The 14,479-nt window shown below is 69.6% G+C and carries 14 protein-coding genes; 7 read left to right on the top strand and 7 right to left on the bottom strand.

What is annotated here, in order from left to right:
- From P3F85_RS05590 to P3F85_RS05575, 4 genes are all read right to left on the bottom strand, one after another.
- A complete protein-coding gene (locus tag P3F85_RS05590) occupies positions 1-669 on the bottom strand; it encodes a hypothetical protein (RefSeq protein WP_374010259.1) in 669 nt (222 codons plus the stop codon).
- Positions 666-1,685 (bottom strand): 16S rRNA (cytosine(1402)-N(4))-methyltransferase RsmH, encoded by a 1,020-nt coding sequence (gene rsmH, locus P3F85_RS05585; protein ID WP_374010258.1) that lies wholly within the window; start codon positions 1,683-1,685, stop codon positions 666-668. The genes P3F85_RS05590 and rsmH overlap by 4 nt, the downstream gene beginning before the upstream one ends.
- A gap of 115 nt (positions 1,686-1,800) precedes the next feature.
- On the bottom strand, positions 1,801-2,232 hold the full coding sequence (gene mraZ / locus P3F85_RS05580) for a division/cell wall cluster transcriptional repressor MraZ (protein ID WP_374010257.1): 432 nt from the start codon (positions 2,230-2,232) through the stop codon (positions 1,801-1,803).
- A gap of 237 nt (positions 2,233-2,469) precedes the next feature.
- The gene (locus P3F85_RS05575) at positions 2,470-2,850 is read right to left on the bottom strand and encodes a DUF3040 domain-containing protein (RefSeq protein ID WP_374010256.1); all 381 of its coding nucleotides are present in this window, start codon (positions 2,848-2,850) and stop codon (positions 2,470-2,472) included.
- Between the two features lie 78 nt (positions 2,851-2,928).
- Between P3F85_RS05575 and P3F85_RS05570 the strand changes: the two genes are divergently transcribed.
- The gene (locus tag P3F85_RS05570) at positions 2,929-4,059 is read left to right on the top strand and encodes a polyprenyl synthetase family protein (RefSeq protein ID WP_374010255.1); all 1,131 of its coding nucleotides are present in this window, start codon (positions 2,929-2,931) and stop codon (positions 4,057-4,059) included.
- A gap of 30 nt (positions 4,060-4,089) precedes the next feature.
- On the opposite strand, the gene P3F85_RS05565 is transcribed toward P3F85_RS05570, so the two are convergent.
- Positions 4,090-4,431, bottom strand: coding sequence for an Rv2175c family DNA-binding protein (locus P3F85_RS05565; RefSeq protein WP_374010254.1), 342 nt, complete (start codon positions 4,429-4,431; stop codon positions 4,090-4,092).
- A gap of 152 nt (positions 4,432-4,583) precedes the next feature.
- Between P3F85_RS05565 and P3F85_RS05560 the strand changes: the two genes are divergently transcribed.
- Together P3F85_RS05560 and pknB are read left to right on the top strand one after the other, a co-directional pair.
- Positions 4,584-5,726, top strand: coding sequence for a LysM peptidoglycan-binding domain-containing protein (locus tag P3F85_RS05560; RefSeq protein WP_374010253.1), 1,143 nt, complete (start codon positions 4,584-4,586; stop codon positions 5,724-5,726).
- Positions 5,727-5,813: 87 nt separating this feature from the next.
- The gene (pknB, locus tag P3F85_RS05555) at positions 5,814-7,721 is read left to right on the top strand and encodes a Stk1 family PASTA domain-containing Ser/Thr kinase (protein WP_374010252.1); all 1,908 of its coding nucleotides are present in this window, start codon (positions 5,814-5,816) and stop codon (positions 7,719-7,721) included.
- Positions 7,722-7,828: 107 nt separating this feature from the next.
- Here the strand turns inward: pknB and P3F85_RS05550 are convergent, their stop codons facing one another.
- Positions 7,829-8,314 carry a hypothetical protein gene (locus tag P3F85_RS05550; protein WP_374010251.1) on the bottom strand — a complete coding sequence of 162 codons (486 nt, stop codon included), beginning with the start codon at positions 8,312-8,314 and terminating at the stop codon, positions 7,829-7,831.
- A 213-nt stretch (positions 8,315-8,527) separates the two neighbouring features.
- Between P3F85_RS05550 and P3F85_RS05545 the strand changes: the two genes are divergently transcribed.
- From P3F85_RS05545 to P3F85_RS05530, 4 genes are read left to right on the top strand one after another with little or no spacing between them, the layout of a single operon-like run.
- Positions 8,528-9,490, top strand: a complete 963-nt coding sequence (locus P3F85_RS05545) for a hypothetical protein (protein ID WP_374010250.1) — start codon at positions 8,528-8,530, stop codon at positions 9,488-9,490.
- Complete coding sequence (locus P3F85_RS05540) at positions 9,487-11,130, top strand: hypothetical protein (protein ID WP_374010249.1); 1,644 nt, start codon at positions 9,487-9,489, stop codon at positions 11,128-11,130. The genes P3F85_RS05545 and P3F85_RS05540 overlap by 4 nt, the downstream gene beginning before the upstream one ends.
- The gene (locus P3F85_RS05535) at positions 11,127-11,846 is read left to right on the top strand and encodes an ABC transporter ATP-binding protein (RefSeq protein ID WP_374010248.1); all 720 of its coding nucleotides are present in this window, start codon (positions 11,127-11,129) and stop codon (positions 11,844-11,846) included. Before P3F85_RS05540 ends, P3F85_RS05535 begins: the two co-directional genes overlap by 4 nt.
- Complete coding sequence (locus tag P3F85_RS05530; RefSeq protein WP_374010247.1) at positions 11,843-13,084, top strand: ABC transporter permease; 1,242 nt, start codon at positions 11,843-11,845, stop codon at positions 13,082-13,084. The genes P3F85_RS05535 and P3F85_RS05530 overlap by 4 nt, the downstream gene beginning before the upstream one ends.
- Positions 13,085-13,116: 32 nt before the next feature.
- Here P3F85_RS05530 and P3F85_RS05525 read toward each other — a convergent pair whose 3' ends face one another.
- Positions 13,117-14,454, bottom strand: a complete 1,338-nt coding sequence (locus P3F85_RS05525) for a class II 3-deoxy-7-phosphoheptulonate synthase (RefSeq protein ID WP_374011003.1) — start codon at positions 14,452-14,454, stop codon at positions 13,117-13,119.
- Positions 14,455-14,479: the final 25 nt, after the last annotated feature.

The following is a 14,479-nucleotide window of genomic DNA, read 5'->3' as shown; positions in this document are numbered from 1 at the left end:
TCAGTGCGTCACCGGGGTCGGCAACGCTCCCTGCAACGGTACGGTCGGTGCGGTGGCCGGGGCGGTAGCGGCACCCGCGCTTGCGGAATTCCCAGTTTGCGCCGCCGGGGTCTGCGCGGCCGCGTTCTGTGCGGCTGCCTGCTGCGCCTGGGTGACGAGCGGCACGCCGGCGAGCAGCGAGTTCGGCACGAGGTTGCCCTGCGTCCCCGTCACGGTACCGGCCGCGCCGTTCGCCGGTAGCGGTGCGCCGAGCACCGCCCCGTCGGAGAGGCGGAGGTAGGCGGGGCTGCTGTTGCTGACCATCCCGAGGGCGTTGGCGTTGGCGGCCAGGTTCTGCGGCGACGACACACGGTTCAGGTCCTCCGACACGGCCTGGTACGACCGCTGCAGCTGGGTCTGCTCGGCCTGCAGCGAGTTCAGCTGGTAGGCGCCCTGCGAGATCCCGATGCTCAGGAGCAGCTGGGCCACGACGACGCAGAGCAGGGTGCCGACCGAGATCGCGGCGTAGAGGGCTCGCGGCCGGGCACGCCGCTGCGAGCGGGTCGGCACCACCTCGAGGTGGGTGCGCTTCGGCTCCTCCACCGGAGCGGGAAGCGCTCCGCCGTTCCACAGGGCCGAGGGACGCTTGCGGTTCGGCGCCAGAGCGGCCTCTGCCAGGTTGGTGCTCACGGGCGCCTCCTCGTCTTGTCGGTGGTCTTCGTCTTCGTCTTCGCGGTGGTGGAGGTGGTCGTGGCAGGACGTACCCGCTCGGCGGCCCGCAGGCGCACCGGGGTGGCCCGCGGATTGGCGGCCTTCTCGTCGTCGTCGGCGAGTTCGGCGCCACGGATGAGCAGCTTCAGCTCGGGCCGGTGCTCCGGAAGCTCCACCGGGAGACCCGCCGGCGCACTGGAGGTGGAGCGGGCCTGCAGCTCGCGCTTCACGATGCGGTCCTCGAGCGACTGGTACGCCTCCACGACGATCCGGCCGCCCACATTCAGCGCGTCGATGGCCGCCGGGATGGCGCGCTCCAGCACCGCGAGCTCCTGGTTGACCTCGATCCGGAGCGCCTGGAAGACGCGCTTGGCCGGGTGCCCCTGACGCTGGACCGCGACCGGGGTCGCCTTCGTGATGATGTCGACCAGCTGCCCGGAGCGCGTCAGCGGCTGCTGCTCGCGCGCCTCGACGATCCGCGCTGCGTACCGGCCGGCGAGCTTCTCCTCGCCGTATTCGCGGAAGATGCGCCGCAGATCGGCTTCGGAGTACTCCGCGAGCACGGTCTCCGCGGTCAGCTCGCTGGTGGAGTCCATCCTCATGTCGAGCGGGGCGTCCTTCGAGTACGAGAACCCGCGTTCGACACGGTCGAGCTGCAGCGAGGAGACACCGAGGTCGAACAGCACGCCGTCGACCGTCTCGAAGCCGAGGCCCTCGACCGCCTCGCGGATGCCGTCGTAGACCGTGTGCACGAGGTGGACGCGGTTGCCGAAGCGCTCCAGCCGCTGCCCCGCGATCGCCAGCGCCTCGGGGTCGCGGTCGAGGCCGACCAGGGTGACCTCCGGGAAGCGTTCGAGGATGCCGGCGGAGTGGCCGCCCATCCCGAGCGTGGCGTCGACGAAGACGGCGCCGGGCCGGAGCAGCGCGGGGCCGAGCAGCTCGATGCAGCGCTCGAGGAGGACGGGGGTGTGGATGCGGGAGTTGTCGTCGGTCATGGCCGTTCGGGACGGGCCGCCTGCCCCTGGTTCCGGATCCCCATCCATTCCGACCTGACACCGGGGAAGTGGTGTCAGGGCGTATGGCTGGGAGTCCGGCGTCAGGGACGCGCGGTCAGAAGAGTCCCGGAATCACCTCCTCCTCCGTGCTCGCGAATGCTGCTTCCTGGTCGGCCAGGTAGGTCTCCCAGGCGGCCGCATCCCAGATCTCGGCGCGGCTGCCCGCGCCGATCACGACCAGGTCGCGATCCAGTCCCGCGTAGGACCGGAGCGCCGACGGGATGGTCACCCGGTTCTGCTTGTCCGGGACCTCGGCGCTCGCTCCGGAGAGGAAGACGCGCAGGTAGTCCCGGGCCTGCTTGCTGGTCACCGGCGCCTGGCGGATCTTCTCGTGCAGCGCCTCGAACTCGCGCTGCGAGAAGACGTAGACGCAGTGCTCCTGGCCACGGGTCAGGACGAGGCCGGATGCGAGCTCGTCCCGGAACTTGGCCGGGAGGATCAGGCGCCCCTTCTCGTCGAGCTTCGGGGCATGCGTACCGAGGAACATCGGCTGCCACCCCCACTCTCCGGCCCAGGTTGCGGTGTGACTCCACTTTACTCCACTCTCATCCACAATGTCGCGCAATACGGCCTGATTGCCCCGAATTGGGTACGCGGACCCGCAGAATCATGCGGAAGTTTGGGGTGGAGGAAAATGGAGCGATTGGGATGTCCGGAGGGCACCAAAAAAGGGCCGATCCGGAGATCGGCCCTTCGTCAGGAAGTCAGTGGAGCGAAGTGGAGGTCAGCCCTCGCCGCCGTCGTTGCGCTTCTCCCAGCGGTCGTTCATGCGATCCATGAACCCGGTCTGGCCGCCGCGCGCCTTCGCGCCCTTCTGCTCGGGCGCTGCCGGGTCGACCGCGATGCGCTTGCCGGGGGCGATGGACAGCAGCACGCCGGCGAACATGACGATGAAGCCGAGGATGCCCACGAGCGGCTGCTGGAAGTAGACGCCGACCACGAGCACCGCGATGCCCACGACGGCGAGCAGAATGCCGAGAACGATCGAGCGGTAGGCCGGGCGAGCCCGCTTGCCACCCACCTTCGCGACGAAATCTGCATCGTTCTGGTAGAGACTGCGTTCCATCTCTTCGAGGAGGCGCTGCTCGTGTTCCGAAAGCGGCATCCGATTCCCCCTCTTTCTCGCGGGTTCGAGGCTTAGTGAGCCTGATTCTAGCCTCGCCGGTCTGGCTAGGCTAGGCGTGTGTCTGAAAGCATTCGATTCGTCGACCTCATCCAGTCAAGAATCGATGGATTCTTCGATGCGCGCGCCTCCATTCTCGTCTCCATCGCGGACGAGCTCGCTCCCGTTGCGGCGTTCTCAAGGGATTTTCTCAGCGGCGGCAAGCGCTTCCGGGCGCTGTTCTGCTTCTGGGGATGGCAGGCGGTGCGCACCTCCGACGATTCCATCGGCGACGGCTTCGACGGAAGCGCCGTCACGGTGGGCGGACCGCTCGATGCGGTCGTCTCGGTGGCGAGCGCCCTCGAGCTGTTCCACGCGGCCGCGCTCGTCCACGACGACATCATCGACAACTCCGATACCCGCCGGGGCGCTCCGGCCGCGCACAAGCGCTTCGAGCGGCTCCACGACCAGGAGGGCTGGGGCGGTTCCGGACCGTCGTTCGGCACGGGAGCCGCGACGCTCCTGGGCGACCTGCTCCTGATCCTGAGCGACGAGCTCTTCGACGACGGCCTCACCCAGCTGGTCAGCGCTGCGGCGCGCCGGGCCGCCCGCGCCGAGTTCAACCGGATGCGACTGGACGTGACCGCGGGCCAGTACCTCGACATCTTCGAGGAGATCGGCTGGGTCGGGCGTCCGGATTCCGATCAGCTCGCGCGGGCCGAGCGCGTGATCGTCTACAAGTCGGCCAAGTACTCCATCGAGTCGCCGCTGCTCATCGGTGCGAGCCTCGCCGGCGCCACCGTCGGACAACTGCAGTCCCTGCGCGAGTTCGGCCTCCCGCTCGGGATCGCGTACCAGCTGCGCGACGACCTGCTCGGGGTGTTCGGAGACGCGGAGGTCACCGGCAAGCCGAGTGGCGACGACCTGCGCGAGGGCAAGCGGACCGTCCTGATCGCGCTCACCCGCCAGGCCATCCCGTCCGGAGCGCGCGCGACACTCGACGAGCTGCTCGGCGACCCGGAGCTGACACCGGAGCAGATCCGCACGCTTCAGCTCACCATCCGGGAGTCCGGCGCGGTGGAGACCGTTGAGGGCATGATCGCGGACAACGTGACGCGGGCGATCGCGGCGCTCGAGGCGGCGCCACTTGGCACCGCTGCCAAGGCGCAGCTGCGCGACCTCGCCGTCACCGTGACGCGCCGCACCGCCTGACGGCGGCGGCTCGGGCGACGAGGCGGCGGCTCAGGCCAGGGCCTGGGCCACGCGGCGGACCTCCGCCTTGCGGCCGGCGCGGAGCGCCTCGATCGGCGACACTCCGAGGCTCTCCTCTTCGGTGATCAGCCAGTCGACCGCCTCGTCGTCGGTGAAGCCGTCGTCGGCGAGGACGATCAGCGTGCCGCGGAGCTCGCCCAGCGGCTGGCCGTCCTTGACGAAGGAGGCGGGAACCTTGAGGACGCCGTCGACCCGCTTCGCGGCGAGATGGCGGTCTTCAATGAGGCGACGGACCCGGCTCACGCTCAGGCCCAACTGCTCGACGAGGTCAGGGACGGTCAACCACTCGGTGGTCTCGACGTGATCGGTCACCCTTCCAGGGTGCCATGAGTGACGGCTCGCTGCACATTCGAGCGATTGTTACGATCGCGTAAACTCATTTCACACCAGTCACTTCTGTTGACTCCTCTTAGGTTCTGTGTCAGCGTGGGTGTCTCGTCGTGTCACTCGAACAGGGGGGTCCCATGGCTCTGGCAGACACCGGCAGGATCCGCGGGCTTCTCGGCACCGTTCCGATCGCGGTGGCGAGCTCGCTCGCCGTCACCCTCAACCTCGTCGCGCCCGCTCAGGCCGCTCCTCGCGAGAAGGAGGCCACCGACCACCTGGGCGACACCGGCGACCTGAGCACGCTCCAGCGGTCCACCGTGACCAGCACCATCCACCGCGCCGCAGGCACCTCCGCCGCCCGGACCAGCATCGCCGCCGCACCGGCGCAGTACCGCGTCCAGTCCGGTGACACCGTGTCGGGCATCGCCGCCCGTTTCGGGCTCTCGACCGCCGCCGTCCTCGCGATGAACGGCCTCAGCTGGAAGAGCCTCATCTTCCCCGGCCAGGTGCTCGCCCTCGCGGGACCTGCGGCGGCGGCTCCGGCGCCCGCGGCACCGGTGGCTCAAGCAGCGCCGGCCGCTCCCGTCGCCCCCACGACGACGTACACCGTGGTCCGCGGCGACACGATCAGCGGCATCGCCGGGCGGTTCGGGGTGACGACGCGCGCGGTCCTCGCCGCCAACGGCCTCAGCTCGGCGAGCCTCATCTTCCCCGGCCAGAGAATCGGCATCCCGGGTATGACGACCGCGTCACTGGACACACCGATCGCGCCGGCACCGGTCGCCGCTGCACCGGTCGCCGCTGCACCGGTCGCCGCTGCGCCCGTAGCCGCTCCGGCGCCCCTGCCCACCGCCGCCGCGGGGCAGGTCGTCGCGCTGAGCGACGAGATGCGCGCCAACGCCCAGCTGATCGTCCGGATCGGCGAGCAGCAGGGCGTCCCGGCCCAGGGCATCGTCGTCGCGCTGGCCGCGGCGGCCCAGGAGTCCGGCCTCCGCAATGTCCGTTATGGTGACCGCGACTCGCTCGGCTTGTTCCAGCAGCGGCCCAGCATGGGATGGGGAACCGCGGACCAGGTGCTCGACCCGGCTCGGGCCACCCTCGCCTTCTACGGCGGCGCCGCGAATCCCAACAAAGGACACACCCGCGGGCTGCTCGACATCCCCGGCTGGACCTCGATGAGCGTCACGCAGGCCGCCCAGGCGGTGCAGATCTCCGCGTTCCCCGACGCCTACGCCAAGTGGGAGACGTCGGCGCGGGCGTGGCTCAGCGAGCTCGGCTGACCCGGAAGGTCACAGGCCGGTCACGGGCCTCGCGTCCACCGGTGTTTTGCCGGGTCCGTGCCGCCGTCGTTGCCTAGACTCGAATCCGTGACCACGAGCCAGACCGACCCGATGATCGGCCGTCTCATCGACGGCCGGTATCAGGTGCGCTCACGGATCGCACGCGGAGGGATGGCCACCGTCTATCTGGCCACTGATCTGCGGCTGGAGCGGCGCGTCGCCATCAAGATCATGCACGGCCACCTGGCCGACGACTCCACCTTCAAGAGCCGCTTCGTCCAGGAGGCCCGCTCGGCCGCCCGGCTCGCGCATCCGAACGTCGTCAACGTCTTCGACCAGGGCCAGGACTCCGACATGGCCTATCTGGTCATGGAGTATCTGCCCGGCATCACCCTGCGCGACCTGCTCAAGGACTACGGCAAGCTGACGCCAGAGCAGACCATCGACATCATGGAGGCCGTACTCTCCGGTCTCGCCGCAGCGCACAAGGCCGGAATCGTCCACCGCGACCTGAAGCCCGAGAACGTGCTACTGGCCGACGACGGCCGCATCAAGATCGGCGACTTCGGCCTGGCGCGCGCGGCATCCGCCAACACGGCCACCGGGCAGGCCCTCCTCGGCACGATCGCCTACCTCTCCCCCGAGCTCGTCACCCGCGGCGTCGCGGATGCGCGCAGCGACATCTACGCGCTCGGCATCATGATGTACGAGATGCTCACCGGCGAGCAGCCGTTCCAGGGCGAGCAGCCGATGCAGATCGCCTACCAGCACGCGAACGACGCCGTGCCGGCACCGAGTGCGAAGAACCCGGCCGTCCCGGCGGAGCTCGACGAGCTCGTGCTGTGGGCGACCGAGAAGGACCCGGAGCGACGCCCGCGCGACGCCCGCGAGATGCTCGACCGGCTGCTGGAGGCCGAGAAATCCCTCCGGGGTGAGGCCGTGCTCCAGCCGACGATGGTGCTGTCCCCGCCGCTCGATGTGAGCACGGGCGACACGCAGATCATCAACCCGGCCATCCGCCAGCAGATGGCGTCGAGCACCCCCGCCGCCACGGCGACGCTCACGAAGGCCGCCGCCAAGCGCCGCTCGAAGGGGTGGTGGCTGTTCGCGCTCGTCATCCTGCTCGCGGGCGTGGCCGGCGGAACCGGGTGGTACTTCGGCGCCGGGCCGGGCTCGCTGGTCGCCGTGCCGAACGTCGTGAACACGGCTCCGGAGGCGGCGACGGCGAAGCTGCAGAAGCTCGAATTCACGGTCGCCCAGGCTCCCGAGTACAGCACGACGGTGGCGAAGGGGCTGGTCTCGAGCACCGACCCCGGGGCCGGTGTTCCCGCCGGGCGTGGAAGCAAAGTCACCCTCCGCGTGTCGCAGGGGCCCAAGCCCGTCGACATCCCGGCACTGGCCGGTCTGAGCGTGGACGACGCCAAGAAGGCCATCACCGGTGCGGGCGCGAAGGTCGGAGACGTAGCGCAGCAGTTCGACGCCAAGGTGCCCGCGAACACCGTACTGGCGGCGACCCGCGCGGACAACGGCGCCGACATCTCCGGCGGTGGCTCCTACTTCGAGGCGGCGGCGGTCAACCTCGTCGTGTCCTCCGGCCCCATCCCGGACGTCGCAGGCAAGTCGGTTGCGGACGCCTCGGCCGCCCTCAGCAAGGTCGGTCTGCTCACATCGGCCGGCCCGCAGAGCTACAGCGACACCGTCGCGGAGGGCGATGTGATCTCCGCGCAGCCGCAGAAGGAGCCGGTGCACCCGGGCGACACCCTGCTGCTGGAGACCTCGAAGGGCCCGGAGCCGGTGACCGTGCCGGATGTCGTGAACAAGACGTGGGATGTGGCCAAGAAGGCACTGACGGACGCCGGCTTCAAGCTCAAGTACAACCCGCTGGCCGATGTTCCGGGGGTCTCGGCGTCACTGGTGGTCTCGAAAGTGACGCCGGGCGCCGGAACCCAGCAGCCGAAAGGCTCTACCCTCACGGTCAACTTCGCCGGCTTCTAGATCTGTAGCTGTTGACGCCAAGGCTTCAGGGACAGGCTCGTGGAGAGTCGAGCGGCTGAGGCCGCTGTCCCCCTCGACGGAACAGCGGCCATGGGGCGAGAACCCGTCTAGAGCGCCCAAACGCTCCAAGCTACGTTGCGGTTCCTCAACTCATTCAGGTTGAAGCACTGACCAGCACTTCTGTAAGCCGTATAGGTCTCAGAGGACGGAAAGATGTTGACCGTCGCATTTGACACCCACATCGAGGCAGCGTTGTTGCGGATGCTCTGCCCATAGCCTGCCGATCCCCACTGCTTGCTATTGAAGGTGTCGTTTATCCAGTGTTCGCCGGTATTGACTCCGGTGTAAACACGTGAAGCCGAGACACCCGCATTGCAGTTCGGTGAATAGAAGATCTCAAACGCAGGCGAGGCAGCTGCCTGAGCCGGTGCTGCACCAAGCAGGCCGGTTGCGCTCACAGTGATGGCTACCGCGCCCGCAAATAGGGCGCGCGCCCTTCGGGAGCGCAGGGTGTAGGGGCTTTGCATGAGTGTCCTTTCGTTTGACTGGGGCAAGCGTATGAGAATCGGAAATATGTATTCGATTGCGGTCACGCGACAGCAGGGCGCCCCTGTCCGATGACGGGGCTCGCGCAGGGACTTTGCATGCGTATGCATGCATTGGCACGCAGTATGTCTCGTACCAGGGTCTGATACGGTTCCGTCCCTGGAGGGATGACCTGCGCATGCGCCCCTGCTGGACTCGAAGCACGGTCCGGCGACGGCATCGCCGGTCGCCCGCACCACTCGAACCAAGGAGCCACACCCATGCACTCTCGCCGACTCTCCACCCGCATCCTCGTCACCGCCGTCACGCTTGCGGTCGCCGCGGGCGCCGGACTGACCGGATGCACAGCCTCGGGGAGCGCCGCAGCGCTCAGCCCGAAGGACAGCCCGTTGGTCAAAATGCTCGGCTCGGCCTTCGGCGCCGACAACTCGGAAGCGCTGCGCGAGCAGGAGCGCACCGTCCAGAAACTCGTCGCCCAGTGCATGACAGACGAGGGCTTCGAGTACACACCGAATGACCGCGGTGTGGCCGTAATCGGGGTGGATGAGATGGCCAAGCAGCAGACCGAGGAGTGGATCTCGAAGAACGGCTACGGGATGTCCGTGTCACCGACCGAGGACTCACCCGCCGACCCGAACGACGACTATGTCGCCTCCCTGTCGGAGTCGCAGCAGCAGGCCTACTACGCTGCGCTCCACGGCGAGCAGCCTCCCACCGAGGACGGCACAATCCGTGAGTACGACGAGAAGACCGCCGGCTGCTACGACAAGTCGTACCGCAAGGCCAACGGCGGAAAGGGCTTCGCCTGGCAGGACAAGAAGTACGCGCCGCTGCTGGAGAAGATGAACGCGATCGAGGAGAAGACCGAAAAGGTCCCCGCGGTGAAGGCCGCCGCCGCGAAGTGGTCCGAGTGCATGGCCGATGCAGGCTATTCCGGACTGAAGAAGCAGCAGGACGCCGTCGAGTACGCGTCCGAGAAGAACAGCGCGCTATACGGCGGAAGCGAAGAGTCGGGGGGCACGCCCCCCACCCCGTCCGCCGCAGAGCTCAAGAAGGCACGCGACGCCGAGATCAAGATCGCCTTGGCCGACTTCCGCTGCGCCAAGAAGACCGACTACACGGACATCAAGCTGCGGGCCCAGTTCGACCTCGAAAAGAAGTTCATCGCGGACAACAAGGCCGCACTGGACGAGCTCGTCGCCACCTACCAGGACAAGAAGTGAGCCCGCGACGGCGAGGCCGGGATGACCGCAATCCGGCCGCTGCAGGCGAGCACGACGCGCTCGAGCTGCTGACCGGCGAAGCGGACGACGCGACCGGTGCGGGCGACGCGAAGCGGCCCGGCGATCCCGAGTCCGGCGATCCCGAGTCCGGCTCCCCCGCACCGGGGACCGCCGTCGGCGGCTGGCTGCGCGTGCTCCGCGGCAACCGCATCCTGTGGCTGGTCGCCGCGGCATCGGTCGTGTGCCTGGTCGCCGGCTACACCGGTGGCGCTCTGCTCTCGTCCGCCGGTGCCGCCGAGACGCCGAAAGACGGCCGACCCATCACGGTCCCTGTCGAGTCGAAGGTGCTGCGGAACACGGTCAAGCTGCGCGGGGACGCGGCGTTCGACGACGCCGTCGAGGTGAAGATCGCCTCCGGCGAGCTGAGCGGGCCCGCTGTGGTGACCGGAAGCGTACCCGAGGTGGGCGCCACGCTGAACCCGCTCAGCGTGGCATTGGAGGTGTCCGGTCGCCCGGTCATCACCCTCCCCGGCGCGTTGCCGTCCTACCGCACCCTGCGCGCCGGGCAGACCGGACCGGATGTGGCCCAGCTCAAGGAGGCTCTGCGTTCCGTCGGCATCGACCCCGGCGGCTCCGACACGTATGACAGCGCCACGGCGAAGGCCGTCGCGGCGCTCTACCAGAAGGTGGGGTACACGCCGCCCGCGGCCGGAACCGACAGCACTGCCGCGGTGGAGAGCGCTCAGGAGGGCGTCACAGCCGCGGAGTCCGCGGTCGCCGCCGCTGAGCGCGACCTCGCCGCCGCCCGCAAGGGCGCAGACGCCGCCCGGCGCGTCGAGCTCGACAACGCGGTGCGCGCCGCCGAACGCGAGCAGGCCGACGCCCGCGCCTCGGGCGACGCCGCGGCTGCCGCCCGCGCCGAGGACGCCCTACGGCTGGCGCTGACGCAGCGCGACGTCGGCCTCGCCGCCCCGGACACCAGCAGCCAGTCGGCGGCGCTGACGGCCGCCCGCCGGCAGCTGACCACGGCCCGTGCTGCCCTCGACAAGGCGAACACCGCTGCGCTGACGCCGCTCCCCGCCAACGAGGTGCTGTTCCTGCCCACGCTCCCCCGCCGAGTGGATGAGGTGCGGACCGAGCGAGGAAAGATCCTCGAAGGCACCGCGATGGTGGTCTCCGGTGCCACCCTGTCCCTCACGGCTCCCGCCGGGAAGAGCGACGCCGAGCTCCTGAAGCCCGGCCAGACGGCGAACGTGGAACTCCCCGGCGGCGGCGAGGCAGCGGCGACCGTAACAGCCGTCGCGCCGCACAAGGACGACGGGAAGGACGGTCAGAAGCAGGAGAAGTCGGCACCCCGCTGGGATGTCGAACTCGCCCTCGCCTCTCCGACACCGGCCCAGGTCGAACAGCTCCGAGGCCAGAATGCACGCGTGACGATCCCGGTCAAGGCGACCGAGGGCAAGGTCCTGGTGGTGCCCGCAGCGGCGCTGTCCGCCGGACCCGGTGGGGCAAGCCGGGTCGAGGTCGCGGATGGCGACCGCACCCGGATGGTCCCGGTCGAGACCGGACTCGCCGCCGACGGTCTCGTCGAAGTCACCGGCAAGCTCCGTGCAGACGACCTCGTGGTGGTCGGCCGGTGACCGACACGCTGATCGACCTGATCGACCTCGCGAAAGTGTTCCCCGGGCCCCCGGCGGTGACGGCGCTGCACCCGAGCTCGCTCCGCATCCCGGCCGGCGGCTACGTGTCGATCGTCGGGCCGAGTGGATCCGGCAAGTCGACCCTCCTGAATCTGCTGGGTCTGCTCGACCAGCCGACATCCGGCGAGTACCTCCTCGACGGCGTCGCGACCACCTCACTCGGCGAGGACGACCGCGCCCGCCTGCGCGCCCGCAGCATCGGGTTCGTGTTCCAGTCGTTCCACCTCATGCCCGAGCGGACCGTGCTCGAGAACGTGCTGCTCTCGACGCTGTACAGCGGCGTGCCGCGCGCCGAACGGCTCGCGAGGGCGGAGAGCGCCATCGAACGCGTCGGCCTGGGCCACCGCACCACCTTCACGCCGGTCACCCTGTCCGGTGGCGAGCGCCAGCGGGTGGCGGTCGCGCGCGCCATTATGACCTCGCCGAAACTGCTGCTGGCGGACGAGCCGACCGGCAACCTCGACCAGCGCACCTCCGGCCAGGTCATGGAACTCTTCGAAGACCTCAACCGCGACGGCATGGCGATCGTGGTCATCACCCACGATGCCGCCGTCGCGGAGCGCGCCCCCCGTATGGTGCGGATCGTGGACGGGCGGATCGTCGACGGGCGCATCGTCGACGGGCATCTCGCCGACGATGCGGTGGTAACCCGATGAAGATGCGCCTCCGTCGCGGCGATCCCGACCGGTTCACGACGCAGGACCTCGTCGCCGAGGCCGCCCGCGGGCTGAGCGGCCATCCCGGGCGCCTCCTGCTGACCACCATCGGCACGGTTCTCGGCATCGGCTCGCTCGTCGTCACCGTCGGCCTCGCCCAGACCACCGCTGCGGAGCTCCGCCTCCAGCTCGACCCCGCGCAGGCGACGCACTTCGTCGTCGCACCGGAGACCAGCCGCGACACCACCGGCACCTCCAAGCCGGTCTCGGCGTTCCCGGACGACGCCGAGAGCCGGGCGCTCCGGCTCACCGGAGTGGAGGCGGCCGGTGTGCTCACCGAGGTGCCGACCGGTGACGCCGCCATCACCACGGTCCCGGTGAACGACCCATCGGCGGCGGAGACTCTGCCGCCCGTGGTGTTCTCCGCCTCGCCCGGACTGTTCGACGCGGTCACCGCACATGTGCGGACGGGGCGCACGTTCGACGCCGGACACAGCGTCCGCCGCGACCGCGTCGCCGTGCTCGGAAAGGACGCCGCCGCCGAACTCGGCGTCGACCGGGTCGACCGGCAGCCCACCGTCTTCATCGGTTCGCTTCCGTACACGGTGATCGGCATCCTGGATGCGACCGAGCAGCGGCGCGACCTCCTGAGCGCCGTCATCGTTCCCGACAGCACCGCGAGAGCCGACTTCCACGCCCCGGCGGGCGACGAACTGCACGTGCGGGTGAAGCGCGGACTCGGGCCGCTGCTCGAGCGCCAACTGCCCGTCGCGCTGTCGCCGAACAGCCCGGATGACTTCCGATCCGAGGCGGCGCGTGGATCGGAGCGGGCGGCTCAGGCGCAGTCCGACACCAACTTCGCCTTCCTCCTGCTCGGCGTGATCTCGCTGCTGGCCGGCGCGCTCGGCATCATCAACGTCACGATCCTCTCCGTCAAGGAGCGCACGGGCGAGATCGGCTTGCGGAGGGCGCTTGGCGCGACCTCCCGCGACATCGGCGCCCAGTTCATGGTCGAGACCGGCATCACCGGGATTATCGGCGGCCTCGCCGGAACCGCGATCGGCGTCGCCGCCGTGGTCGTCATCGCGGCGAGCCAAGGATGGGCTCCGGTCATGCCCGGGTGGATGGCGCTCGCAGCGCCGGCACTCGGGACCGTCATCGGGCTGGTCGCCGGCACCTACCCGGCACTGCGGGCGTCACGGATCGAACCGGCCAACGCCCTGCGGGGCGGCATCTAGTCCGATGCCGCCCGCAGGGGCGGAGGCGCGAGTCAGTCCGTGCGCGCGGCCGAGAGCTCCTCGGCGACCAGGAAGGCCAGCTCGAGCGACTGCATGTGGTTGAGGCGAGGGTCGCAGAGCGACTCGTAGCGGGTCGCCAGGGTCGCCTCGTCGATGTGCTCGGAGCCGCCCAGGCACTCGGTCACGTCGTCGCCGGTGAGCTCGACGTGGATGCCGCCCGGGTTGGTCCCCGCTGCGCGGTGCGCCTCGAAGAAGCCCTTCACCTCGTCCACGACGTCGTCGAAGCGGCGCGTCTTGTAGCCGTTCGGCGTCGTCAGGCCGTTGCCGTGCATCGGGTCGGTGACCCACAGCGGCTTCGCGTCCGACCGCTTGATCGCCTCGAGCAGCGGGGGCAGCGCATCCCGGACCTTGCCGGCACCCATGCGGGTGATGAACGTCAGGCGGCCAGGCTCGCGCTCCGGGTCCAGTTTGTCGATCAGTCGGAGCATGTCGTCGCGCGAGGTCGTGGGGCCGAGCTTCACGCCGATCGGGTTGCGCACCCGCGAGAGGAAGTCGACGTGCGCGCCGTCCAGGTCGCGCGTCCGCTCGCCGATCCAGATGAAGTGCGCAGACGTGTTGTACGGCGTGCCGGTCCGGGAGTCGATGCGCGTCATCGGCCGCTCGTAGTCCATCAGCAGGCCCTCGTGGCTGGAGTAGAACTCCACCCGCGTGAGCTCGTCGAAGTCGGCGCCCGCCGCCTCCATGAACCGGATCGCACGGTCGATCTCGCGGGCGAGGCCCTCGTACCGCTGATTGGCGGGGTTGGCTGCGAAGCCCCGGTTCCAGCTGTGCACCTGGCGCAGGTCGGCGAAGCCACCCTGGGTGAAGGCGCGGATGAGATTCAGCGTGGATGCTGCGGTGTGGTAGCCCTGCACCAGACGGCGCGGGTCGGCCTGACGCGACTCCGGAGTGAAGTCGTACCCGTTGACGATGTCACCGCGGTACGCCGGAAGGGTCACTCCATTACGCGTCTCGGTGTCGCTGGAGCGCGGCTTGGCGAACTGCCCCGCCATACGGCCCATCTTGATGACCGGAACGGACGCGCCGTACGTCAGGACGACCGCCATCTGCAGCACGGTCTTGACGCGGTTGCGGATGGCGTCGGCCGTCGCACCCGCGAAGGTCTCGGCGCAGTCGCCGCCCTGCAGCAGGAAGGCCTGTCCGGACGCGGCGCGCGCCAGGCGCGTGCGCAGCTGGTCCACCTCGCCGGCGAAGACCAGCGGAGGCAGGGTGGCGATCTCGGCCGACGCGGCGGCGGCCGCCTCGGGGTCCGGCCACTGCGGCTGCTGCTTGATGGGGAGCGTGCGCCAATAGTCCAGGCCCTCGATCACGGACTCGTCAGGTCGCACGACGGGC

It is taken from the genome of Leifsonia sp. T36S-04 (assembly GCF_042465655.1).
Taxonomy (GTDB): domain Bacteria; phylum Actinomycetota; class Actinomycetes; order Actinomycetales; family Microbacteriaceae; genus Leifsonia.
Note: the sequence above shows the minus strand (reverse complement) of the source record. Positions and strands in the feature narration are given on the sequence as shown.